19 protein-coding genes are annotated in these 25256 nt (G+C 37.1%); 8 read left to right on the top strand and 11 right to left on the bottom strand.

Translation table 11 applies throughout. The features are described from left to right. Nucleotides 1-25 precede the first annotated feature (25 nt). The gene (locus CSEC_RS00430; protein WP_041016449.1) at nucleotides 26-1441 is read left to right on the top strand and encodes a hypothetical protein; all 1416 of its coding nucleotides are present in this window, start codon (nucleotides 26-28) and stop codon (nucleotides 1439-1441) included. Here CSEC_RS00430 and bshA read toward each other — a convergent pair. Next, nucleotides 1395-2513: an N-acetyl-alpha-D-glucosaminyl L-malate synthase BshA gene (gene bshA / locus CSEC_RS00425; RefSeq protein ID WP_041016448.1), complete on the bottom strand. Its 1119-nt coding sequence runs from the start codon at nucleotides 2511-2513 to the stop codon at nucleotides 1395-1397. The two genes, CSEC_RS00430 and bshA, sit on opposite strands and share 47 nt — an antisense overlap. Before the next feature lie 116 nt (nucleotides 2514-2629). Here bshA and corA point away from each other — a divergent pair, with 116 nt between their 5' ends. Then, a complete protein-coding gene (corA, locus tag CSEC_RS00420; RefSeq protein ID WP_041016447.1) occupies nucleotides 2630-3694 on the top strand; it encodes a magnesium/cobalt transporter CorA in 1065 nt (354 codons plus the stop codon). Here corA and CSEC_RS00415 read toward each other — a convergent pair. From CSEC_RS00415 to CSEC_RS00400, 4 genes are all read right to left on the bottom strand, one after another. After that, entirely contained in the window at nucleotides 3691-4383 is a 693-nt protein-coding gene (locus CSEC_RS00415; protein WP_053331647.1) for a PIG-L family deacetylase, read from the bottom strand. The two genes, corA and CSEC_RS00415, sit on opposite strands and share 4 nt — an antisense overlap. 11 nt (nucleotides 4384-4394) lie before the next feature. Continuing rightward, a complete protein-coding gene (locus CSEC_RS00410; RefSeq protein ID WP_041016446.1) occupies nucleotides 4395-5063 on the bottom strand; it encodes a hypothetical protein in 669 nt (222 codons plus the stop codon). Continuing rightward, a complete protein-coding gene (locus tag CSEC_RS00405; protein ID WP_154017588.1) occupies nucleotides 5051-6007 on the bottom strand; it encodes a hypothetical protein in 957 nt (318 codons plus the stop codon). The genes CSEC_RS00410 and CSEC_RS00405 overlap by 13 nt, the downstream gene beginning before the upstream one ends. Nucleotides 6008-6125: 118 nt before the next feature. Next, a complete protein-coding gene (locus tag CSEC_RS00400; RefSeq protein ID WP_041016445.1) occupies nucleotides 6126-11216 on the bottom strand; it encodes a hypothetical protein in 5091 nt (1696 codons plus the stop codon). Nucleotides 11217-11388: 172 nt separating this feature from the next. On the opposite strand from CSEC_RS00400, the gene CSEC_RS00395 reads away from it, so the two are divergent. The 4 genes from CSEC_RS00395 to nqrE are packed head-to-tail and all read left to right on the top strand — an operon-like array spanning nucleotide 11389 to nucleotide 15216. Beyond that, entirely contained in the window at nucleotides 11389-12933 is a 1545-nt protein-coding gene (locus CSEC_RS00395; RefSeq protein WP_041016444.1) for a Na(+)-transporting NADH-quinone reductase subunit B, read from the top strand. Further along, on the top strand, nucleotides 12905-13846 hold the full coding sequence (nqrC, locus tag CSEC_RS00390) for an NADH:ubiquinone reductase (Na(+)-transporting) subunit C (protein ID WP_041016443.1): 942 nt from the start codon (nucleotides 12905-12907) through the stop codon (nucleotides 13844-13846). Before CSEC_RS00395 ends, nqrC begins: the two co-directional genes overlap by 29 nt. Nucleotides 13847-13849: 3 nt before the next feature. Beyond that, complete coding sequence (gene nqrD / locus CSEC_RS00385) at nucleotides 13850-14491, top strand: NADH:ubiquinone reductase (Na(+)-transporting) subunit D (RefSeq protein WP_041016442.1); 642 nt, start codon at nucleotides 13850-13852, stop codon at nucleotides 14489-14491. A gap of 2 nt (nucleotides 14492-14493) precedes the next feature. Beyond that, nucleotides 14494-15216: an NADH:ubiquinone reductase (Na(+)-transporting) subunit E gene (gene nqrE, locus CSEC_RS00380; RefSeq protein WP_041016441.1), complete on the top strand. Its 723-nt coding sequence runs from the start codon at nucleotides 14494-14496 to the stop codon at nucleotides 15214-15216. Nucleotides 15217-15222: 6 nt separating this feature from the next. Here the strand turns inward: nqrE and CSEC_RS00375 are convergent, their stop codons facing one another. Next, entirely contained in the window at nucleotides 15223-15729 is a 507-nt protein-coding gene (locus CSEC_RS00375) for a hypothetical protein (protein ID WP_041016440.1), read from the bottom strand. Between the two features lie 365 nt (nucleotides 15730-16094). On the opposite strand from CSEC_RS00375, the gene alaS reads away from it, so the two are divergent. Then, on the top strand, nucleotides 16095-18728 hold the full coding sequence (gene alaS / locus CSEC_RS00370) for an alanine--tRNA ligase (RefSeq protein ID WP_041016439.1): 2634 nt from the start codon (nucleotides 16095-16097) through the stop codon (nucleotides 18726-18728). Beyond that, entirely contained in the window at nucleotides 18725-22030 is a 3306-nt protein-coding gene (gene mfd / locus CSEC_RS00365; RefSeq protein WP_237559182.1) for a transcription-repair coupling factor, read from the top strand. The genes alaS and mfd overlap by 4 nt, the downstream gene beginning before the upstream one ends. Here the strand turns inward: mfd and CSEC_RS00360 are convergent. From CSEC_RS00360 to CSEC_RS00340, 5 genes are all read right to left on the bottom strand, one after another. After that, nucleotides 22027-22929: a hypothetical protein gene (locus tag CSEC_RS00360; RefSeq protein ID WP_041016437.1), complete on the bottom strand. Its 903-nt coding sequence runs from the start codon at nucleotides 22927-22929 to the stop codon at nucleotides 22027-22029. The genes mfd and CSEC_RS00360 overlap by 4 nt on opposite strands. 68 nt (nucleotides 22930-22997) lie before the next feature. After that, nucleotides 22998-23759, bottom strand: coding sequence for a hypothetical protein (locus tag CSEC_RS00355; RefSeq protein ID WP_041016436.1), 762 nt, complete (start codon nucleotides 23757-23759; stop codon nucleotides 22998-23000). A gap of 19 nt (nucleotides 23760-23778) precedes the next feature. Further along, nucleotides 23779-24612, bottom strand: coding sequence for an AMP nucleosidase (locus CSEC_RS00350; RefSeq protein ID WP_041016435.1), 834 nt, complete (start codon nucleotides 24610-24612; stop codon nucleotides 23779-23781). A 13-nt stretch (nucleotides 24613-24625) separates the two neighbouring features. Next, a complete protein-coding gene (locus CSEC_RS00345) occupies nucleotides 24626-24853 on the bottom strand; it encodes a hypothetical protein (RefSeq protein ID WP_041016434.1) in 228 nt (75 codons plus the stop codon). Beyond that, nucleotides 24850-25056, bottom strand: a complete 207-nt coding sequence (locus tag CSEC_RS00340) for a hypothetical protein (RefSeq protein WP_041016433.1) — start codon at nucleotides 25054-25056, stop codon at nucleotides 24850-24852. Before CSEC_RS00340 ends, CSEC_RS00345 begins: the two co-directional genes overlap by 4 nt. Between the last annotated feature and the right edge of the window lie 200 nt (nucleotides 25057-25256).

Below are 25256 nucleotides of genomic sequence, written 5' to 3'. Positions count from 1 at the left end.
TTTTACAAAAAGTGGAGATAGATCTATGCAAGTTGGACAAGATAAAAGTTTTCCGGATACCGATTCTATAATTCCCCCTAAATTACAGGAAAAAAGAAGAAGCCTTGAGCTTAAGGCCGAGGCGGTACAATCCCTCGGATTTGATACGGAGTCTTCAAAAGAGACCATGGGTCAAATCATACAAAAAGCCGAAGTAGAATATTTAATCGCTTCTGATAATCTAAGAATCAATGAAATTACCCAAGAGGCCCATAAACAACTTTCCCTTCTTTACCAAACGGAATGGCCGCTCTATTTAGGAAAATGTCTTCAATTCTATAGCGCCCTGCTTCTAAATTTAATGAATGGAAAAAAGCTAGAAGAGCAAAAAGAATCGCTTTCGCTTTCTTCATCCCTTGATATTGATGAATTAAAACTTGAAGGAGAAGAAGAATCCGAAATCCTGACCTTGAAAGAAAAAGCTGAAAAAGAAAAAGAAAAGCTTCTTCGTCAATTGAAAGAGACGCTTTTAGATACAAAAAGAATGGAATTAATCTTCGATTGTTTAAAAAGTTTGACCTCGATAAAAAAAGAGGCCGACTTTCTAATCAAAAAACTTTTTATTTTTGATACTAAGGAAAAAATTATTCTTCGATTTAGAACAGCGATAAAAGAAGAAAATCCTAAATTTGATGATTTTGAAAACGAACTCAATGACAGTGTCAAAGACATGGAGGCGTTGCTAAAAGATTTCCCTCTAAAGAAAGATCCGACTGAAAAAGAAGAGAGGGAACTTAAACTCATAACAAACTTTCTTGAAAAAAAAGACATTGAGCTAGAACAAGAAATTGCAAGGCTTGAGATTCTTGAGAAAAAAAAATCTGTGAGAAGTGAAATTTCGGATTTGGAATTCAAAGTTTCAAGTCTAGAGGAGAGAATTTTTAATTTGCCTTGTCAGGTTTTTAAAGAAGAAAAGAAATACGTAGAGTCCTTTGTTGAAGATAGTTTAGAAAACCTATCTAAAGTTCATAAGCCTGAGCTAGAAGGACACTTTAATGAGCTTTCCCAACTTTTCGTCTGCACAAGCGGCTCTTTAACAAGTTTAGAGCGGTATAAAATAGTCATTCGCGTGAAATATGGACTTGCAAGGATCGCAAAGTCTCTTCACTTTCATCGCTTTATTATGATGTATGAATGGAAGCCGGAAAGTTTTGAGCTATTCGATAAAGCCAAAATAAAACTCTTGGAAGATGCGGAAGAGAAGCTCACCTGGGGAATGGATGGAAAAAAAGCCTATCAGTCGAATAATGAAAGAAAAATTCCGGTAAACATTCCTCCTCCATTGCAAAAGTTATCTGTCATTGAAGGAATTATCGATTTTCATATCCTGGAGGTAAGAAAGCTTGTTGCCAAGATTACGGCAGATCAAGCACTTTCTGATAATATGTCTCGTACTGTGTAACTATTTTTGGAGCGGAAAAACAATTTTCCGCTCTTTTTTTGGCATTCTCACTAAATTCTTGATATAACTTTTTATTCTTTAGTAGAAGAAGGGCATCATTTGCCATTTTCTCAATACTTCCAACCGGCTCTAAAAAGCCATTAGCGCCATTTTCCACGACTTCCGTAATACCTCCTGCACAAGATCCGATAACCGGCACACCATAAGCCATAGCTTCAAGTGCGACAAGTCCAAAGCTTTCCTGTTCGCTTGGAAGTAAAAGTAAATCGGAGGAGGCAATAAAAGGGTCTATTTCTCGATTTTCTCCTAAAAAAATCACTTCATTGCACCATCTTTTCTCTTCTACCTTTTGTCTGATCTCATTAATGCCATTTCCCCCTCCCACTAATATTAAACGGCATTTTATTTTTTCCCTTAGCTTGCAAAAGATACGGAGCACGTCCATAGGGCGTTTTACAGGCCTGAAATTAGAGGCGTGGATAAGAAGCTTTTCTCCATAGGGCGCAAAGTCTTTTCGAAAGGGTTTTTGATCAGTAAGTTCGGGCTTTGGAATAAAAAAATTATAAATGACCTCAATTGGGTTTTTTAGATTAAAAAATGCCTTGGTCTTCTTTTTTAGATCCTTTGAAACGCAAGTGATCCCGTCGCTATTTTCAATGCTGAATTTTACGATGCTTTTAAAGCTGCTATCACTGCCAACAAGAGTAATATCTGTTCCATGAAGGGTTGTGATCACTTTAAATTTATCCTTGGAAATTTTTTTCGCCAAGTAAGCGCTTGTTGCGTGAGGAATAGCATAATGAGCGTGAATTAGGTCAAGCCGATTTGAGACTGCAATCTCAGCTATCTTAACGGCAAGTGTTAAAGCGTAATCCGGGTTTGGAAATAAGTCGTATTGGTTTAAAATGACTTCATGAAAATAGATATTTCTTTCTTCTAACCTTAATCTAAAGGGAATGGCGTATGTAATGAAATGGATCTCATGGCCTCTTTGGGCCAATTGATGACCGAGTTCTGTGGCTAAAACGCCGCTTCCTCCAATAGTTGGGTAACAAACAATTCCTATACGCATAAAAAATCTTTTAGGTTAAAATGAAAAAACTCATAAAAGCACTTTCATAATAATTTGACATCTTAATTTATCTTGTCTTAAATATAGATAAAAAAGCTAAAAAATAGAGAAAACTAATGACCTCATTTATCAAAAAAAGAGGAAAAAAATATGGTCTTTCGCCGGGTTCTCTTGTTTTAACAGGGGAACCGAAAGATACGAAAGTAAAAGTTCAGCTGATCGAATTTGATGCCGACACGCTAAAAATAAAAGATAATGCTTCACTTGATGAATGTGTCTTTTCAAAAGAGCATCCTCCTGTGACCTGGATTAATATTACCGGTATTCACGATATTCAGTTAGTCGCAAAAATCGGGTCTCATTTAAAACTGCACCCCCTTGTTTTAGAAGATATATTAAGCAACGTTCAGCGCTCAAAAGTTGATAATTATAAAGACACTCTCTACATTGTCATGCGCCAGCTCGATTTTAATTCCGAAAGTGAACAATTAAAAGATTCTCAGATCAGTCTTATACTGGGTAAAGATTTTGTCGTTTCATTTTTAGAAGCCGAAACAGATCTTTTTGCACCTGTTGTGAATAGGCTTAAAGTGAAAAATAGCCGTTTAAGATCAAGAGGGGCTGACTATCTATGCTACGCCCTAATTGATTGCATTATTGATTATTATTTTATCACTCTTGCAAACTTTGATGAAGTTTTAGATAGAGTGGAAGAAAAGTTATTGGATCGGCCTAATCCAAAAACCATAAAAAAAATTCTAGCTGTCAAAAGACAAATTCTAACCTTAAGAAGAGCCATTTGGCCAACAAGGGAAATTATAAGCCAGCTTCAAAGATTAGAATCCAATCTAATTTCGAAGACCACGCGTTTCTATTTACAAGATGTTTATGACCATTCCATTCAAGCGATAGAAACCATCGAATCTTTTAGAGATATTTCAAGCAGTTTAATAGAAGTATATGTCTCGAATTTAAGCTACAAAATGAATGAGATCATGAAAGTCTTAACGATTATGGCCACAATTTTTGTACCTTTAACTTTTATTGCCAGCATCTATGGAATGAATTTCAACAATATCCCCGAGCTGCAATGGAAGTATGGCTACTTTTACGCTTTATTTCTTATGCTAGCAGTAGGTTGTGGGATGCTTTATTATTTCAGAAGAAAAAAGTGGATTTAAATTTCAAGCGTTCCTTTCGAAACCTCAAGAAGATCCCCGACTAGAATAGGATTATGTTTAGATAGGCCTTGAGCATAGGGAACCCCGACTAGACTTCCAAAATAAGAAGCCGCCTTTAAATTACGGTCTATATAATCAAGTGTCTTAAGCTGAGACTCAAAACACTTCATCACTTGAACCCATTTTTCTGTAAAATCAGAAACATCGAATAAGAAATCGGGCATACGATTGGTTGGATAATGGTAATGCAAAACCCCTTCCACTCTATGGGGCTTCAGGTCAGGTAAAATTTTAGGGAAACGAGCAAAACGTGCAGCTGCCCTTACAGCAAGTCCTAAAGCTGCGTGGTCAGGATGATTCATTTCCTTTTGAAAATCAGGCGCTAAAACAAGCTTTGGTTTCAGCTTCCTAATCCAAGAAGTAAGCTCTTGTCTAATTTCAAGAGTGTCCCCAAGCTTGGTATCGCTTAAATGTAAAAAAAATCTATCCGCTTTAAGGAATTTGCCGGCTTTTAAACTCTCTTTTTCTCTTATCTTAGCATTCCCGTGAGTACCCATTTCACCTGAAGTTACATCCAAAATAGCAATTTTGCGACCCTTTGCGGCCATTTTTAATAAAATAGCTCCGGCTCCAAAATCGACATCATCGGGATGAGCTCCAATTGCTAAAATGTCAACGAAATTAGTCATAAGCCCCTTGATTAGACTAAAAATTGCATAAGATGCAAATTTCTAATATTATGAGGATCAAATTGCCTTGAAATATTAACCCATTCTTCCCTTGTTCTTTTAGAAAGGGAAATTAAGAGGATATTTTTTTTAGCTAGAAGGTTTTGCGACTTTAATGCAAACCGAATCTCATTTCTTTTTGATCCAACATCTGTAACAAATGAAGCTTTCAAAATTTTTTGAAAAGGAACTTTTAAGAAAAAACTAAGTTCCTCTGCTACAATCTGATTTAAATCATCCCGAAATAGCTTCTCTTGCCATGTTAGCGGAAGAACTGAAATGAGATCAGGACTTGGAATATTTAACTGATTGAGCTGCAAAACAATAAAAGCTGCAAAAGAGCTTGCTAAACTTTTACTTTTGTTATAGTTAAAACTTTTAACAAGTTCCGTTACCGGACTTTTATGGTCGAAACAATTAAATACTTTTAGATTTTCCGTCTTTAAGGCGCATTCATGCTTATTTAGAGATTCAAAACAATAATGGCAACGATCTTCAAAGGTTAAAAACTCTATTAGAATTGAACAATTTTGACAAAACCAATTAAATGGCTTGTTTTTTTCTTCTAAAAGGCAAGATCGGCAGTATAAACAAACGGGCGGATATAAAAAATCCAAAGCTTGCTTGACTAGCGTTTCCAAAGAATAGCCCCATCGATTTGGTCATAATCGAGGTGTCTTTTAAATGCATTTCCAATAGTTGTATTTAAATACTTTGTAATTTCCTTCTCATGTTCGGGAAACTTCCTAAGCATGTGCTCTCTAATTTTCCAACCAATTTTAACAAGATCCAAGTAAGCATTTTCAGGAAGTTTTATGGCTTCATCAAAATATATTTTCCCAACATCTAAGTGAACCGGAAGTCCATCAATAAAGCCTGTGTTATGCATCACCCCATGATCATGATCGAATATTCCTTTCCGATATTCGCTAAGATAGAGTTCAACAATTTGATTGATCTTTAACTTAACCTCGTCGATTTTTTTAGCTTTAAACAATCTTTCAAAAATCGATCTTGTAATTTCGACCTTTTTTTGTATCAAAAAGGGTATAGAGTCTAAATTAAGGCTAACTTTTTTCCCCGATGGGTCCAAAACGTCTAAAGCAGGAAGAAGTTTGTCTGTCGGATTCAAATGAATATAGACCAGTGCGGATTCTTTCCTATGAACCTCAAAGGCTAAACGATACGCATCAAATAGCTTTTCTAATTTTTTTGATTTTTCTTTTAATTTGTTTTCCTTCCACTTCTTTAAAGGACCGAATTCGGGGATGATCGATTGGATAAAATTTAATTGGAGATGTTTAAATTTAAAAAATTTAATCACATAACGCCCATCTTTGCTTAAAAAAGCATAGCTTTGAGCTCCTTTTCCTAAATAGGAATAAGACTGACTTAGAGCTTCTTCTAAACTTTTTTTTTCCTCATTCGAAAGTGGATCAATTTCCCATTTTTCATAGAAAGGAAGTGGTTTTGAAATTTCATCCAAACCAAAAAAAGACTTTTGCCGAACTTGTTTAATGAAGGAAAAAAGAAGGAATCCTACAAGAGCCAATGAAGTTAAGATAAGAAGTTTTTTAGGCATCATCATCAAAATTTACCGCTTGTAAATCCTATAGTGTGAGAGATGGAAACGCGATCATTATTGGATCTTGTTATATTTACAAGCGAGTCCTTTTTTATCAAGAAAATGTAATCCGTGCAGGTCAAAAGGAAAGGAAGCGTTTTTTGGGAACGGTTCCCGATTTTGATTTTTTAAGGTTGTTCTTCCGCTCCATTTTTTCAAGATGCACTTCAGGTTTATGAATATTTCCTCGTAAGGACAACATAAACATTTCAGCAAGCTTATAGAATAGGTTTGTATGTTTCATCCGAAAATTAAGGTTAAGTTCCCCTTTATTGAAATCTATGTAAGACTCGCCTTCTTTATCTGCCAGGAAGAATTTTGAAGCCTTTGCATCGCTATAGACATCTTTTAAACGTTTAAGCTTTATTTTATTATCTGCAATTTCAAAATAAACTGTTCCTTGTGTAGGCTCAAGCCATGAAGGGTTTGTTGTGCTAACACTTAGCTTTTGCAAACTCTCTTCCCTCCCCTCTTTTTTCCCTCTCGTAAAATTAGTAAACTTTAATTTTCCTTCGCTTTTTAAAGACTTTGGAAAGTCATTAAGATTACCCTTAATGTCTTTAAAATCTAAAAGAGCAATCTTAAATGGGCTTTCATAAGACATTCCTGTTTCATTAAATAATGAATCTGTCTTTATTTTTTTAACTCCCATTTTAGGGATATTGAAAAGCCATTTATTTTCATTTTTGGTCAAAATAAAAGAAGGGATGCATGCTAAAAATGAAGGGTCTTGTATCGTAAGGTCTTTAAAAATTGCGCTTTTACCTTCAATATCTAAAAGTCCCGATAAATCTGAAACGAGATGATTGCAAAAATTCACTTCTGTTCCAAGAATATGGCCTTTAAATAAAGTTTTAGATGAAAAATCCCAAGACCCATTCAAGATAAAATGACCGTTGATTTTCTCAAAATTTTTATCCTTCAAAGCATTAAAAAATGAAGAAAAATTCGGCTGATTGAATTCAAGACTACCTTTTAAACAAGAAGAACCCTTCTCTTTAACTAAATTAAAAAAGACATCTGCAACTTCACCAATAACTGACAAAATAGAAAAGCCTTTTAAAGGATCTATTTCATACTTCATAGTTACGGCTTGTTTCTTTTCATCATTATCTTGCAGCTTTAAAGTCCCTTTGTAGAGAAGGTCATCAAATGAAAAAGCTTCTTTAAAAAGATCAAAATGGTTTTTTCCTTTTCTAAAAGGAAGCTCTTCTAAAAACTTTGTTAGATTAGGGTCTAAATTGATTTCACTTGCGCCAAACGAGTTGTGAATGCTTAATTTTAGCCAACGAGAGTCTAAAAAATAATCGCTTTCTAAAAAAAATCCGCCGTCTTTAAAGGAGATTTTAATGTCTTTTAATTGATGATCTCTTCCTAAAAATGAATATTGACCGCTTCTTAAATTAAGGTTTAAGCAATTGTCTAGGCCATCATTTTTGTATAAAAAAGACCCTTCGCTTTTATAAGATGATTCTAATTTTTTTAAGAGCGTCTTTAATAAACTTGATCTCTTGGTAAAATAAATGCTTTCAAGAGCAGTTGAGAAGTCCGCAAGATAATTATTATCCAGTTCAAAATCAATTTCAGCAAAAGAGAGAAAATTTAATTGTTTGGGAATACTTAAATATTTGCAATTGAATTGGCCAAAAACTCGATCCTTGAAACGTGATCTTAGATAGCTTTTCAAATTATGAATTTGAACTCCTGAATCAGAGGCAAAATTAATGTGGAATGCAGGGATTTCCTCCATAAAAAAGTCCCCTATAGAAATGTTTGAACCTTTTAAAGACAATTGACATTCAAACGCAGGTTTTTTTCCTTCTTTCAAAGAAAAAAGTCCTTTTCCTTTTGTCTTTCCCTCAAGGGAAAGTTTATTTAAGGAGGGGTTGTCATAAAGCCAGGATACATTATGCAAATCAGCTTCTAGAAGTTCAATTTTTCCTGAGAATAACTCGGAGGGGCTATATTTTCCAGATAAAGCAAGTTTTAAATAATTCTCATAATTAATAGTAAATGATTTAACATCCCAAAATTTATCATCCCTAATAATCTCAAAAGAACTTGAAAAATCATCGATTAAAAGTTCATTTAAATTGAATGTCTTATCCTTCAAAGTACCCTCTAAATTAAACTGGGACACCTTTTTTCCATAAACGGTCAGCTCCTGGCCTTTTAGGAAAATTTCAGATAAGGCTTTATTTAAAGAATATTTGACCTCGCACCCAATGCCCCCTTTTGCAAAAAAACCATCTTTTAGAAATTCTTCTTTAAATTGCTTAAGAAAAGGGGTTTCAATTTTGGTAAAGTAAGGATTTAAATGAGCTAATTCAAAAATTGAAGAAAAATTAAAAATTTCGATTTCTTTTTCTGCATTTAAAATTAAGGAAAAATCATCGATGCCATTATTAAAAAAATGGCTGGTATTTCGGTCTAATAGAAAATGTAGACGGTCCTGAGAGTCTTTTTCAGTTTTTCCCTTAAGCCGGAAATATTCCTCAAGCATTTCAGCTTTTAGATCAAATCCAAAAATTTGTTTTTTTGCATCATCAAGGAAAATCTCACCCTCTAGAGGCAATTCGAATAAATCACCATTCCTACCTAAAAATAAAAAACCTTGTAAATTATCAATTGAAAATTGACTTTTACTTTCGTCATAATTGAGCTTAAACTCAAAGTCTCGGGTTTTTGCCCCCCAATTTGTAAAATTCAAAAATACATCATAAAAATTTAAGCTCACATGGGATTGGATAGCTTTTGAAGCTTCCAGAAAAAATGAATTTTTAAAACTTCCGTTAAAAGAGAGCCTTCCATCAAACGGCAAATTCAAATAGGACTCGTTGTCATTAAAAATCGAGGCCATCTTTTTAAAGTTTTCAGCATTCAAATCCGCTTTGGTTATTGAAAATAACGTGTCTAATCCGAAGCCTGCTTTAAATAACGCTTGCAAATGACCTTGGATATCAATTCCCATGGAAGTAATATTTAATTCAGGAATCTTAATTTCATTCCCCTTTATGCCAATTTCAAAAAAAGAACTAAACGCTTCAAGATGGCTTTTCTTATCTTGATATGAAGCTTCGCTTATTGGAAAGGATGCGGTCAGAATCCCTTCCTCATTCCATTTAAGAAAACTTTTACTGAGGTCTTTCATCTGTTTAAGCTTTAAAAGGAACTTATTATTTTCAAAAAGCGCTTCCTCTAAGAAAAAATTAAGCGTCCCTTTCTTGGATTCATAATTCCCTTTAAGGCGACCCTTACCTGTAATATAGCCAAAAGGCAAATAAAAGTTCTCTAAGGCTAAAGACTCCATGTTAAAGTTTGCGGAGTGGATTTCGTAATTATTAAGGTTTATGAATGTGGACAAGGTGGTTTTCATTTTGGAAACTAAAGCGGCATCGACAAATAGATCTTTATTTTTTTCCGAAAAAAAGAATTGACCTTTTAAAAGCGGCATTAAATGGCTGTTTGGCATTTTAAGAATTAAATCGCCGGAAAAACGAAAAGGTTCTTTTTCTTTAAAATCAAACAACTTATATAGATCTTCATCTAAGAAACTTTTCGCTAAGTGATCCAGATTTCCGGAAAGATTAAAAGTTATCTTTTCTTCAAATTCCGGGTCTTTTTTTAAAGAAGCAAAAAATCGGGCGGGTTCAAATGTGAAATCCAGCTCTTTCAAACCCTTGTCTTTGTATGTAAGCGAGCCATGGCAATTATTGATTTCTATGTTTTGTTTAGCATCTCTTATATAGCCGTTTTTTAAATTAAGATGGAGGCTTTCAATTTCTTCTAAAGCCTCATTTTTTAATGCATAAAGATGGCCCTTTACTTCATCCGCTGAAAGAGTAATCCGAGTGTCAGGAAAGTATAGATTAGGCGATCTGACAAAAAAAGAACTAATTTCAAAGATATCTTCTTTATTTGAAGAAGCCAATTTCAAAGATCCATTAAAAGAACCTTGATGAACCTCAATCTCTTCGGAATTTTTGGAAAGAAAGCTATAAAGAGGCAGCACATCTTTAAGCTTCATATCCATTAAATCGGCCTTAAGAGAAAGGACCTCTTGAAAAGGATTCAAATCATAAAGAAGATGCGCTTCACGATTCTTTTCATAAATAGCTTTGATTTCTGCTAATAAATGTCCTGATTTTAATTCAACGGTCCCTTCTAAATTTAAATTAGCTTGGTAATCTTTAAGGGCTATAAGAGAGGGGATTTTAGAGAATCGTAGCGTTTGACTTGAAAAACAAAGATCCCCAATAAATGGAGTAAAAAAAAGATTCAAAAAACCATTTTTTCTTTTTAAAGCAATTTTTAAAAAATTCTCTATAAATAAATGAGATTCACCTCCGCCTTCATTTTGAAAAATTTTAATTTTTGGCGCTTCAAGTTTTAGTCTTTTATCAACATCATATAGTGAAGCATCAAAGAGAGTTAGCCCACCCTCAAAAAAAACTCCATTATCCCATTTAATAAATGCTTGAGAGTCTAAAATTCCTTTTTCAAAAAGAAACGCTTTATCCTTAAAAATAAGTTCGAGAATAGGATTCAGAAAAGACATGGAAAACTTATGAGTCGATAGCTTGAAACTTTTCAAATCTTTGTTGTAATCGAATAATAATTTCTCATTATCTTGTTCATTAAAAAACGTTAATTTCAAATCCATTAGGCTTTGATTTTCATATTCAAATTGCAAATGAGCTTTAAGCAAAGCCCCATTCATTTTAGATTCGATATTTAAGAGACACTCTTTAGAGCTAATTTTAGGCTTGATTTTGAAGAATAAGAAATGAGGCTCGCTTTCAATAAAATGAGTGATTTTATTTAAAGCCTTATCGCCTTTAATATTAAAAATCGATCTGCCAAAATCTAAGTTAATTGCTATTGTTCTGGAAAAAAAATCAATTTCGTATGCAACGTTTAGAGATTCAATTTCAGAAGACATTGCGTCTGCGCTTGAAAGAGAAAAATTATTTATTTGAACGCCGGAATAAGCGATTAGGCTATTATTGACGCGTCTATCCTTGACTTTCAGTTTGCCTCCCATGACTTTTTCAAAATGAGACTCAAAATTCTTAAGGAATAGAGTGCGTTCTAAATCTTTATGAAAAATAAAGACGAAGAAACCTATAAAAAGAGCTGCCGATAGAAGTAAAACGATTCGCTTTTTCATGATTTATGTTATTAAATGAAAAGTTCATTTTTTCATTTTTATCCGACTTTATAGTTATTCAACAAACCTCTCTTCCTTTCAACAAAAAAATTACCCCTTTTTTCATTTGACTTTTGATGGGAATCTGATAGTTTAGAAAACATCAATTTATAGCTGTTTAGGTAGACGTTTTATGCTACGAAAGTTTTTAGATTATCAACTTTCCTTAACTGAAAAAGGTAAGCCGCTTCACAGATTAAAGCCGCTTGTAACAGCAGGGGATACTTTTTTATATGAAGCTCCCCTCAATACTAAAAACGGCCCTCATATAAGGGATGCCATAGACATTAAGCGATGGATGGTTATTGTGGTTGTGGCCTTGATTCCAGCTCTTCTTGCAGGAATTTGGAATACAGGGATTCAAAGTTTTGTTTATTCAAGCGGCGACTATCATTTAATGAATGAGTTTATTGCAAGCAGCTCTTCTTTAGACAGCTATTTAGGGTTTGCGGGAAAAGACAATCGATGGATTTCAATTATTGGTGAAGGTTTAAAAATTGTTCTTCCTATCATCATCGTCTCTTATGCGGTGGGTGGAATTTGGGAAGCTATTTTTGCATGCATCCGCGGCCACGAAATTTCAGAAGGCTTTCTTGTGACAGGCCTTCTTTATGCGCTTATCCTTCCTCCCACTATTCCGCTTTGGATGGTAGCCGTCGGGGTTTCTGTCGGAATTATCTTTAGCAAAGAAGTTTTTGGCGGATCCGGAATGAATATCGTGAATCCGGCCCTTGCTTGCAGATGCTTTCTTTTCTTTGGTTTTCCTGGAAGAATGTCCGGAAATGTTTGGGTCGGAAGCTCAGCCCCGGATGTTAGGGCAAGTCTTGTCAAAATGAATCAGGAATCAGGCTTAGGGTCACTCGACGGCTTTACGCAAGCGACTAAATTAGCGCAATTTAAAATAAGTCCTGAGATCAAGAGAATTCAGATTGATGCTATTGCTTCTAATGACCTTGGTTCTAATGTCAGCAGTTATGAAGCCTTGAAGGAAAAGTTCCTCAATTGGACCTCCACTTCAGGACAAGAAGCCGTTCTCGGAAAGCTTAGTCCGGAACAAATGCAGCAATTTGTAACTACCCCCCTAGCGGATGGAGGTCTTGGACTTTCTCCCGGCGCTTATGAAGATGCTTATCGTTTTGCGAGTTTGAATTATGGCATTGGAAATAATAGCGATTGGAATCTTTTTTTAGGCAATAAGCTTGGATGCATAGGTGAAACCTCCGGCCTTGCCATTTTACTTGGTGCCCTTTTTCTGATTTATACGGGTGTCGGCTCTTGGAGAACCATGGTCTCTATGGCAATTGGCGCATACCTTACAGCCTTGCTATTTCAAGTGGGTGCTGGGTATTTTTCGGCAGACCAAGGAGCATGGAATCCTGCATCTTTTACCTTTCCGGCTTATAAGCATCTTCTTTTAGGCGGTTTAGCTTTTGGTCTTGTATTTATGGCGACAGACCCGGTTTCATCCCCTTCCATGCCGCTTGCTAAATGGATTTATGGGCTGTTCTGCGGAATGATTGCTATTGTAATACGTCAAATCAATCCGGCATATCCCGAAGGCGTGATGCTTTCGATTTTGATTGGAAATGTCTTCTCACCGCTTTTTGATTACTATACCGCCAAATTCTATAGAAGAAGAAGGAGTAGCCATGGAAGGAAGCTTGCCTACGAAAATTAGCAGTAACGTAGGAACCATCCTTTTTATGATGGTTTTAAGTTTGATTTGCGCCACCATTCTATCTGTCATTGCAAGTGCTCTTGCCAAACCAAAAGAGATTGCTAGAGATTTAGATAGAAGTAAACAAATGATGATAGCGGCTAAAATTTTAGATCATAACGGGTATTTTCTTGTTAAAGATAAGGAAGATAGCTATATCCCGGCAAAGCTTGAGAAAAATGGGTATCTCGTCCCTGATGACCAAAAGAAAATTGCCTCAAAAGATGAACTAATTGAAGTCTATACCAAACGGCTCGTCCCCCTTCTTGTTGATCATAAAGGTGATATCACGACTTTTAAAAACGTAGGATTGGATCCGGACACATACATACCGGATTACAGGACGGTGGGCTACTACAAGCTTCCGCTCATGCTCATCTACAAACTTTTGCCAAATACAGAAAAAAATATAGGCGATCCACTTAAGGAAAAAGCAGAAGGTTGGGTGATACCGGTTAACGGTTTTGGCCTGTGGGATGCCATATACGGGTATTTAGCTATCGAAACTAACGGCGATGACGTCATTGGCATTACTTGGTATGACCAAAAAGAAACCCCTGGTTTAGGAGCCAATATCGCAGAAGCTTATTGGCAGAACTTGTTTGAGAATAAAAAAATATTTCAAGAAAGTTCAAGCGGTAAAACCGATTTTAAAACAGCGCCTCTTGGCATTACAGTCGTTAAAGGCCTTGTCAGGGAAGTTTATGGGGATTCGCCAAAAGCTAAAAGCGCGGTCGATGGCATGGCAGGCGCAACGCTTACAGGCAATGGCGTTACTGATGCTTATAAGGATACTTTAGCTCCCTATCGGCCTTTCTTAATAAAAATTCATGAAGCAAGTCAAAAACAAACTAAACCAAAAGATGCGACGTAGGATATGGCTGTAAATAAATCAAAACCTTTTTCTTACTTTACCGATCAAGTCTGGGACAGCAACCAGGTGCTTGTGGCAGTCCTTGGGATTTGTTCGGCGCTTGGCGTAACAAACAGGCTTTCTGTTGCTTTAACCATGGGCTTATCGGTCAGTTTTGTCACTGCCTTTTCCTCCTTTTTTGTTTCGCTCTTAAGAAAGATAACTCCTGACAGCGTGAGAATGATTACAGAGCTTGCCATTATTTCCGTATTTGTAATTATCATCGATCAGTTTTTACAAGCTTACTTCTTTCCAATTTCTAAAGTTTTAAGCGTTTTTGTGGGGTTAATTATCACCAACTGCATAGTAATGGGTCGAGCAGAAGGCATGGCTTTATCTGTGGCCCCATTGCCTGCTTTTTTTGATGGCCTTGGCGCCGGCCTTGGCTATGCTTGGGTTCTTTTTATTGTAGGGGGTATTAGAGAGTTATTTGGTTTTGGTCAATTATTCAATCTGCAAGTGATTCCAACCTCTTGGTATGCTTCCCAAGAAAATCCGAATGCCTATGAAAATTTCGCCATGATGGTCAGCCCTCCTGCTGCTTTCTTTATTATCGGTTGCATGATTTGGATTTATAATATTTACAATAATAAAAAAGGAAATTAATCATGTGGATGGATAATTACTTGCCGATTAATTTGTTCGGGCTTCTCTTGCAATCTGTTTTAATTGAAAACTTTCTTCTAGCCAACTTCCTTGGCATGTGCACTTACCTTGCTTGCTCAACTAAATTAAAAACAGCCAATGGCCTTGGCGTCGCAGTTGTTTTCGTCTTGTTTTTTTCCGGAATTTTAAACTGGTTAGTTCATCAATATGTGACAAAGCCCGGGGCTCTATCCTGGTTAAGCTTTATTGGCCTAGACGCAAGCCAAATCAATTTGAACTTTTTGGAATTTTTGCTTTTTATTTCGGTCATTGCAGGTTTTGTCCAGATGACTGAAATCGTCATGGAAAAATTAACGCCCGGACTTTATTTAACCCTCGGCATCTATCTTCCCTTAATTGCCGTTAATTGCGCCATTCTTGGCGCTTGCCTTTTTGCAGTTACAAGAGACTATCCATTTATACCTAACCTTATTTACATTCTTGGATCAGGGCTTGGCTGGTGGCTTGCGATAGCTCTCATTGCATCCATTCGTGAAAAATTAGCGACATCTGATGTGATCCCAGCTTTAAGAGGTATGGGAATCACCTTTATTATGACAGGGCTTATGTCCATGGCTTTTCAGGGATTTACGGGGATAAAACTTGCTAACCCATCCGGTGAGAAGTCTTCAGCAATTGAACTTAAACTGCCGGATTCAAAAGCTGAAATGTCTTCTCCTGAATAAAAAAATCTATTCTTCTTTCTCATCCAACCCGATAACCGAAACTCGAGTTTTTGGGAGGGTTTTTTCTTGAGGAATGGGTTTTAAAACAGGGGGCGTCGGTAGAGACACGCGGTTTTTTATTAATTGTCCTATGCGGTCGCTTTTTGCCACAATCGTGTCAATAATTGCTTCAATTTGAGTGCATTGAGTAAGAAGCTCCACATCGTTTTCTATGAGACAGCTTTTTAGCAATTTAAAGGAGTCGGAATAGCTAATTTGTCTTATCTTGGGCAAGCTGATTTTTCGATCTTTTGCAAATTTTAAAGTCAATTTCATGACGGCCGGGTGGCAGGTCTCTAGGTGCTTCATGAGCTCAAGCCGATTTTCCAAAATAGAGCCGCAAGCGTTCTTATTTTGTTCTAAAAGAGCCCTTTCTTCTTCAAAAAAACTTGCAAGGAGCTCCCTTAATACTGAAATTTCATAATCAAGAGCTTGATGCAAAGTCTCTTTACCTGAAATCATTTTTTTCTCCATCAACCACCCTTTTTGACTATAAAGGCTTAATTTCTTTCCTCTCTTTAAAATAACATGTTTTCAAGTTTAATACTATTATTTACGCTAAGCGCTTCCCTAGGAAGGAATAAAGTTTGCTTTTGCTTGTAAACTAAATCTTTTTGGTCTACTATTACCCCTAAGAATTTATTTAAAATTTTAATAAAAACAAAAAATTTATTTTTTTTATTTCTTATTCATCTCTTTAAAAAACCTATTATTAAGGATTTGGGATAAGTAATTTAAAATTTAGGTGTTTTTCCGACTATCCGCTTATTTCAAATTTTTCAAGAAGCACTTAAGTGCCATAAAGATAGTCAACAATCTCACGTAAAGGAAATTTTTAAATGCAAACTGAGATGCTTAGAAAGAAATTTTTGAATTACTTTAAAAGTAAAGGCCATACGATTGTACCTTCCTCATTGGTGGTCCCCCATGACGACCCGACTTTGCTTTTCACAAATGCCGGAATGAACCAGTTCAAGGATGTATTTCTTGGAAAAAGCAAACGGGATTACACTAGAGCCTCTACTTCTCAAAAATGCATTCGTGTGGGCGGAAAACATAACGACCTTGAGAATGTAGGTCATACAAGACGCCATTTGACCTTCTTTGAAATGCTCGGAAACTTTTCTTTTGGAGATTATTTTAAGGAAGATGCGATTCGTTTCGCTTTTGAAGTTTCCACTGAAGTATTTGGCTTTAATCCGGATAGAATTTGGCCTTCTGTTTTTGAAAAAGATGATGAAGCGTTTGAACTTTGGAAAGCTTACATCCCGGAAAAACGAATTGTCCGCTTTGGCGAAAAAGAGAATTTTTGGGCCATGGGAGACACAGGCCCTTGCGGCCCTTGCTCAGAGCTTCTATATGATCGAGGAGAGAAATATGGCTCCGCTAAAAACCCTTATGAAGACGCATCCGGTGAGCGTTATCTTGAATTTTGGAATCTTGTTTTCATGCAGTTCAACAAACTTGATCCAAAAACAGTTGAGCCCCTCCCAAAACCTGCTGTTGATACAGGCGCTGGCCTTGAGCGGATTTTAAGCCTTTCTATGGATGTCGATAATGTTTTTGAAACAGATGTCCTAAGAAGCCTCATTGCAAAAATTGAAGAAGTGTCTAATGTCAAATATAATCCTGAGGATAGCCAAAAAAGCCCTGCCTTCAGGGTTATTGCCGATCATTTGCGCTGCTTATCCTTTGCCATTTCAGACGGGGTTGTTCCAAGCAATGTGGATAGGGGCTATGTTTTACGAAAAGTTTTAAGACGCGCTGTGAGGTATGGCAGACAACTTGGCCTTGATAAACCCTTTTTAAAGGATATTCTGCCAAAGCTTGTAGAAACCATGGGGAATGACTATAAAGAGTTAAAGACAAATGAGAGCAGAATTGCCGAGATCTTAACTGTTGAAGAAGAATCATTCCTAAAAACTCTAAAACGGGGCGGCACTATTTTAAATCAAATCATTGCCTCTTCAAAATCCCATGGGAATGAAATATCCGGTGAGGATGCTTTTAAACTTAAAGACACCTACGGATTGCCTTTCGAAGAAATTTTTCTTCTTGCTAAGGATTCAGGCCTTACTGTTAACTCTAAGCGGTTTGATGAGCTCGAATTAGAAGCAAAAGAAAGATCAAAGCAAGCCCATAAAGCCTCCAAACAAATGGCATCTGTCAATTTATTTTTCGAATTCTTAGAGAAAGAAGGGCCCACTCAATTTACAGGTTATAACCATATATCCTCTGATGCCCAAGTGAAAGCCCTTGTAAAAGATGGCGAGTTTGTGTCCCGCCTCAATGAAGGGGAAGAAGGCCTTGTCATCTTGGATAAAACCCCTTTCTACGCAGAAATGGGAGGACAAGTTGGAGATGAAGGAACTCTTGTCTCTAAAGATGTGATCTTTGATGTGAAGGATGCAAAATCTCCCTTTAAGGGAGTGACAGCTCATATTGGAAAAATCGAGAAGGGCATGTTAAAAATTAATGATTCACTGATAGCAAAAGTCAATCAAGAACGGCGTCAAAAAATTGCCAATAATCATACCGCCACGCACCTCTTGCACTGGGCTCTTGAAAAAGTTTTAGGAAGCCACATTAAACAAGCCGGATCTGTTGTTGATGATAAAAGGCTTCGCTTTGATTTTTCCCATCATAAAGCGATGACTAAAGATGAGATTAAGAATATCGAGGATCTTGTTAACGAAAAAATAAGATCAAACGCTTCTGTCAAATCTTATGAAGTGTCTTATGAAACCGCTCAAAAGCGGGAAGATATAAAACAATTTTTCGGAGATAAATATGACGATCAGGTCAGGGTCATCGATATTGATTTCTCTAAAGAATTATGTGGAGGAACCCATACTGAGAGACTTGGGAACATCGGCTATTTTAGGATTCTAAAAGAAAGCAGCATAGCTGCGGGTGTTAGAAGAATTGAAGCGATAAGCGGATCTGACGCTGAAACGTTTGCAAGAATGGCTGAAGACACCCTTGAGAAAGCGGCAAAGGAACTTAAGACAACAGAAGATAAGCTTTTATCTAGAATCGCATCCCTTCTTGAAGAAGAAAAAAAATTAAATGAAAAAATTAAAGAATTTAAAAACGATAAGCTCGCACATGTCGCCGAAAAGCTTGCAAACCATGTTGAGACGAAATCAGGGATCCGTTTTTTAGTGGATATTGCCTTAATTGAACCTGAAGATCTTAAGGCACTAGCCGATTTATTAATGAGCAAGTTTAATTTAGATGTGCTTGCAGTTGGTGTAAAACTTTTTGACGGAAGATGCCAGGTTCTCTCAAAAATATCAGATAAAGCAAGCCGTCAATCGATTAAAGCAATTGATCTGATTAAGCTTATTTCCCCTCTTATAGAAGGCTCCGGAGGAGGTAAGGATTTAATGGCTCAAGCAGGAGGAAAATCCTCAGAAAGGCTTCAAGAAGCTCTAGACAAAGCTAAAAATCATCTTGTTCAAACATTATGAATTTAAAAGAAAAAATTTTTCAGCTTTTATCGGAATCACCCCATATTGAAGACATCCGAGGGAGCCTTCAAGCCGGTAAATCCCTTCTTTTTGAGGGCCTATGGAATACTCCAAAGGCCCTCCTTTCCGTTTTGGCTGAAAAAACAACCGGTAAAAACATTCTTTTTCTTGCAGAAAGCAAAGAAGAGAACAACCTTCTTTTTGATCTTGATTTTTTTTCTGAAAGACCGGTCCTTGAATTTCCGGCTTGGGAAACGCTTCCTAATGAAAACATCCCTCCGAGCCGTGACATTGTAGGAGAAAGGTATCGAGTCCTGGATAAAATTCTTAAAAAAGAAGGTCCTGTCACTGTAGTTTCAAGCCTTCAATCGCTTCTTCAAAAATTAGTTCCGAAAAAAAGATTTCAAAATCACCATCTAAATCTAAAAATGGGAGAGGAAGTTGAGTTTGAGGCCCTTATTCAAAAACTCTCTCAAATGGGCTATGAAAGGGTTCCAAGAGCTCAGGAAAAGGGGGAATTTGCGCATCGGGGAGGCATTATAGATGTCTATCCTGTCTCATCAAGGGATCCCTACCGCGTGGAATTTTTTGGTAATACCATAGAATCTATTAGAAAATACGATCCTATCGGTCAAAAATCCGTTGAAAAGGCAAGCGAAATTGAAATTACTCTTGCCAAAGAACTGGAGATGCTGCAAGAGGCTCAAAACAATGAGACTCTTTTAGATTACCTTGGAGAAGACACCCTTGTCATTTTTAACGGACTTGTCGAAATTGAGGATCGCTACGCCGATCTAATAGGGCTTTTAGGGGCTAAACACCCACAATTTGCAAGCCTTGAAGAACTCTTCGAAAAAATTGCGCCTTTGCAGAAAATTTACTTCTCCGATGAAAATATCGAATCCCTTTCTGATATCTCCGTAAAAAGAAAAAAATCAACAAGCTTCTTTGGAAAGAAGGCGGAAGGCTACGAGGTCGCTTTCGACCTTTTTGAAAGAAAGTTAAGCGCCTATAAATCCCCTCATCCTTTTCTTACGGCTGCTGATTATCTGATGCCGGAAAGAGACCCTGAGGAAAAAATTTCCGGTGAGGAAATCTTTTTTAGCTTAGGCCGTCTTGCTAAAAATTGCAGGCTTTATCTTCTATCTACAACAGAATCGGACAAAGCTTTTTTGCAGAAAAGAATTGCCGATGCTTCCCTTTCTCTTCCGACTAACACCCTTTTAGAGCTTGGCTACCTAACAAGCGGTTTTGCCATAGCCTCTCTTAGTTTTTTAGTGTTGCCGACAGCAGAGTTTACCGGAAAGACAAAAGTTAGAAGACAAAAGTTAAGAAGCACTTTCCATACGGCAGGCAACGAAATCTATGAGTTATCGCCCGGCGAAATTGTCGTTCATTTAAACCATGGGATCGGCAAATTTTTAGGCCAGGAAAACGGTAAAAGTACAGACGGTACTGAAAAAGAGCATCTTCTTATAGAATACGCTGAAGGAGCAAGACTTTTTGTTCCAATGAATCAAAGCCATCTTGTTACAAAGTATATCGGCTCAAACGACGAAAGCCCAAAATTTCATATTCTCGGGGGAAAGCAATGGCTTAAGGTTAGGGAAAAAACAGAACGGGCCATTATCGGTTATGCAAAAGAGCTTCTTGAACTTTACGCCAAAAGAGAGTGGAAAGGAGGGTTTTCTTTTAAGGAAGATAGCCCGGATTTAGCCTCCTTTGAAGAAGAATTCCCTTACGAAGAAACTGAAGATCAATTAAGCGCCATCTCGGCCATAAAAAAAGATATGATCTCCAATAAAGCGATGGATCGGCTGATTTGCGGAGATGTGGGCTATGGAAAAACAGAAGTTGCCATGAGAGCCGCTTTTAAAGCAGTCTTAGATGGCGGCAAGCAAGTAGCGCTTCTTGTGCCGACCACTGTCCTTGCTATGCAGCATTATGAGAATTTTAAAGACCGCATGGGCAACTTCCCTGTAAGAGTGGGTCTTCTTTCCAGATTCTGTAAGCCCAAAGAGATCAAACAAACCCTTGAAGGGATTCTGAATGGCTCTATAGATATTGTCATAGGCACGCACCGTATTGTCAGCCAGGATGTGATCTTTAAAGATCTTGGCTTGATCATTATCGATGAAGAGCATCGCTTCGGAGTTAAAGCTAAAGAGCATTTAAAGAGAATCAAATCGGGTGTAGACTGTCTCACTCTTTCTGCAACCCCGATTCCGAGAACCCTTTATATGTCTCTTGTCGGCGCAAGGGATATCTCTGTCATTAATACCCCTCCCTACGATCGAATCCCTATTAAAACCTTTATTGTTGAGCCGACAGATGCTCTGATTAAAACAGCTCTTCTTAGGGAACTGACAAGAGACGGGCAAGTTTACTTTATTCATAACCGAGTGGAGACTCTTCCTCAAACTGCGGATAAGTTAAAAAAACTAATCCCTGAAGCCCGTATAGGCATCGTTCATGGTCAGATGTCTTCTGATGAAATCGATAAGACCTTCCATGCTTTTAAAAGCGGCCATATAGATATTCTATGCGCAACAACTATAGTTGAAAGCGGCCTTGATATTCCGAATGCCAATACCATTTTGATTGATAGAGCAGACCACTTTGGACTTGCAGAACTTTATCAGCTTAGAGGCCGTGTCGGGAGATGGAATAGACTTGCCTATGCTTACTTTCTTGTGAAAAAATTCTCGAACTTGCCGGAACTTTCAAGAAAGAGGCTGACCGCGCTCTCAGAGTCAGTCGGCTTTGGCGGAGGCATGAAGCTTGCCCTCCGGGATTTAGAAATTAGAGGCGCCGGCGATATTTTAGGGCTTGAACAGTCAGGACATGTCTCTGCAATCGGTTTTCACTTCTACTGCAAGCTTTTAACTAAAACCATTAAAACCTTGCAAGGGCAAGGAAGCTCTGTCTTTTCAGAGGTAAAAATGGACTTTCCGTTTGATTATCGACTTCCAAACTATTACGTAAATGAACCTTCTTTAAGGCGGGAACTCTACCATCGTCTTGGGGATGCCACATCATTTGAGGAAGTGGACGCTATCTGGTCTGAAATCAATGACCGTTTCGGCAAGCCTCCAATTGAAGCACTTTGGCTCTACCATATGACAAAAATTCGTGTTTTTGCTGCGAAACTTGGACTTGATGAACTTAAACTGGAAAGATTCACTCTCGTAGCCATCCGAAAAAAAGGAAAAGAAGCCAAGGAAAGGCGTTTTCTAATCGGCAAAATTCAAGACCCGAAAGAGTTAGAAAAAAACGTCATCAAGGCTCTATCAAGTCTCTAGCCAAAATGATTTTCATCTTCCTCTTGAGGTTGATGGGAATCCCCTGAAAATTCTCTTTCTTTCGACTCGCTTAGAGATCCTAGGTTTTCAACTTCAAGAGTTGTGGCATAAAGAGTGTGAAGGACAAACCCTTTTTCTCTCAAAGAATCCTTTAGAATGTCTTGATTCATGGGATTTGTGACGAGCGCATGCGCTTTAGAAGAAAGGTGATCGAATTGTATGTTAAACTCGCCTTTTGCCGAGTCAAACTCAACAATCGATAATTTGGCTCCTAAAAAACTTCCCGATTTAAAGGTAATGGAGATTTCCGTTTTCCCGGTGCTTTTCATGATAAGAAGTTTTTGCACCATTTTTTCAGCTAGAAGCTCTAATTTCGTTTGCAGTGCAGATTTTGGAGTGGAAGCAATCTTAGCGATCGATGAAACACGATTATCGGCAATAGGGTGTGTAATGACAAGCGAGGAAAGACCCGGCTGATTAGAACCTGAAAAACTCGAAGAATTGTCTTGCGTTTCTTCATCACGAGAATCTTCTTTTTCTCTAAGCTCAAATCCGTCAAAATCCTCAGGGTCTTTCATTTTTGTAAGAGAACTATTAAAAAAAACTTTCTCGCTAGGCTTTGAAGGTCTTTTTCGCTTATTTTCGATTCGGCTATAGAGATCTAAAGGCGAGCCGACTTCTTCTTCTATCTCCCCATCCCATTCTTCAGAAGTTGCATAAACCTCTTCATCTAAAAGAGTTGAGGCCTTTTTTTCACGGGAGGGCCTCACAGGGGCATTGGTTGAACCTTTAGAAGCCTCTTTCCATCTGACGGCAGAATATTTATCAGAGACAGGTTTTTTTTCTTTTCTTTTAAGTTCAACGGGTTGCGCGGATTGATTTAATAATACTTTTTCCATAAATGCCAATATTAAAGAATTTAGCATCCATTATAACAATAAATTATTAAGAATGTATAAAAAAAATTTTATTGGTTTCTAGATAAAACCCTCGAAGCCAGGCTTTGATAGTCCGGCTTCGGATAAAGCGCTCTTCTCGGGTCTTTTTTTGATGATATCCCTTTAATAAATCCGCTATCATAACCCATTTTAAAAAACTCTTTCCCGGCAAAAGAGACTAATAAGCTTAAGTTAAACCCGCTAAATTTAAGAGATATAATATTTAGTGAAAATTTAGTGATAAATTGATCCAAAGTCTCATTCTCTTTCACAGCCTTATTAAGGCTGTGAACAAGTTCATGATCGCTTTTCCAAGCAGCCGAAACAGGGATTTCTTTCTGGATTTTTTTCCAAATTTTTCTACTTGGGGACAGCTTTGAATAGGAGACATTAATCTGAAAATTTCGAAGTTCCACCCGATCTAAAACTTCTATGTAATGAGGGTATTCAACTTCAACTACAATAGATTTTTTAAAAGGGTTAAAAAAATGGATTCTATCTTGAAAAAGATGCTTGTTATGATGTTTAACTTTTTTTCTTAAAAGAGCGACTTGCAATTCCAGGCTTTTGGTTGGAGTTAAAGCAGCTGATCTTAACGCTTCTTGAATCACGCCCGCAATAGTTTCTAGAGAGCCATCGTAGGTAAACCATTTGTCTCTTAAGGGAAGATTGTTCCAGTTTAGCTTTACAAGGGTGCCATTTTCTTTCTCTACTGCTAAATAAAGGCCCTTTTTTGCATCCTCATAAAAATTATAGCTTAAAAAAACACTCAATTTCTCTAAAGAAGTCATAACACATCCTTGGTAAAAATTATTCTTCTTTCTCAAACCGCCTTCTGAACCCTCTGAAAACCCCTTTTGCCTGATGCTTTAAGGCTTCGGTCAGCTCTTTTATAACCATGACTCCCGTTTCGACATGATTTGCTGTATACTTTAAAAAAAGATTCTCGCTTCCCTCTTTTGTTTTAATCCCGCCTCTCATTAAAGGCAGATCCGAAATAAGCAAAAGCGCTCCACAAGGAAGCTTATGGTAATAGCTAGAGGTGAAAAGCGTTGCGCATTCCATCTCTATCGCTTGAGGTCTTGTAAGCTTTAAACGTTCCCGAAATTCTTTGTTAAACTCCCAGAATCTTTTGTTCGTGGTATGAGTAATCCCGATATGGTAGCGGACATTCATTTTTTCTAAAACATTTGTCACCATTTTTTGAACAAGAAAGTTTGCCAAAGCCGGAACTTCCGGATGAAAATAAAAATCACTTGTTCCTTCTGCGCGAATAGCGGCAATCGGCACAAAATAATCTCCGATTTCATATTGCCTTCTTAACCCCCCGCACATGCCAAGAAGCAAAGCTGCTTTAACAGGAAGAAAAGAGACAAGGTCAATAACAAGAGCTGCTGCCGGAGATCCAATTTTAAAGTCTAATATGGTCACATGTTCGCTTGGAGAGTGAGCCACAGAGAACATGCTTCCTTCAATCACTGGAACCCCTCTTGTTTCAGAAAAATAGTGAACGTACTTCGGAAAATTTGTAAGAAGAAGAAAGGGCTGAAAATCTTTAACAGCAGATCCTGAATAACGCTCAAGTGTATCTCGAGCTATTTTTTCCTCTTCTTCAGTAGGCTTATATTCGTTAAACTCTTCCATCACTTAAACCTTTTTAATCTTCCCAATCGACTTCGGCGCTCTCGGCTTCCCCAAAAATAGGTCCAATTCTTGTTAACAGCTTTTGTTTTTCAAAATGTTTTCCACAGCGAAAGCATTCAACTTCTTTTGTATAAAAACCATTATGGTATGAAAACGGGTCTCGGTTTTCGTTAATAAATCCGCAAAAAGGGCACTTTTCATAAGAAATTTGTATTTTAAAAGTATGATCCCCTTTTTTCATGAAACTCTCTTTCGATTTGAAAAAAGTTGATTCCAAAGGGTTCTGAAAAAACCTTGCTTTTTCGGTTTAGGTGTTTGATGGTGGGACTCCCCCCAGCCATTGATGTCATGCATTTCACAACCTATGATGCCATGGCTTGGTTCGACTTGATCTTTTTTTAGCTTAGTGTCTTTTGGGTAGTCTTTATAAGCCTTGGGCCACATATTTTTTGTCTTTTTTTAAAAGGAGCTTAATTTCGAAAGGAGTCACCTTTAAAACTTAGGTTGTAAATAGATGATTTTTTATTTTTAATCAAACAATCAAACATTCTTTTGAAAACAAAGTTTCTCCTCTATCTATCTTTTCTTTAGAAAAAGATAACCTTATGTTATGATCAACCGTAATTATTTTTTAATTCCTAAAC

It is taken from the genome of Criblamydia sequanensis CRIB-18, from assembly GCF_000750955.1.
Lineage (GTDB): Bacteria > Chlamydiota > Chlamydiia > Chlamydiales > Criblamydiaceae > Criblamydia > Criblamydia sequanensis.
This window is presented reverse-complemented; position numbering and strand designations above follow the sequence as displayed.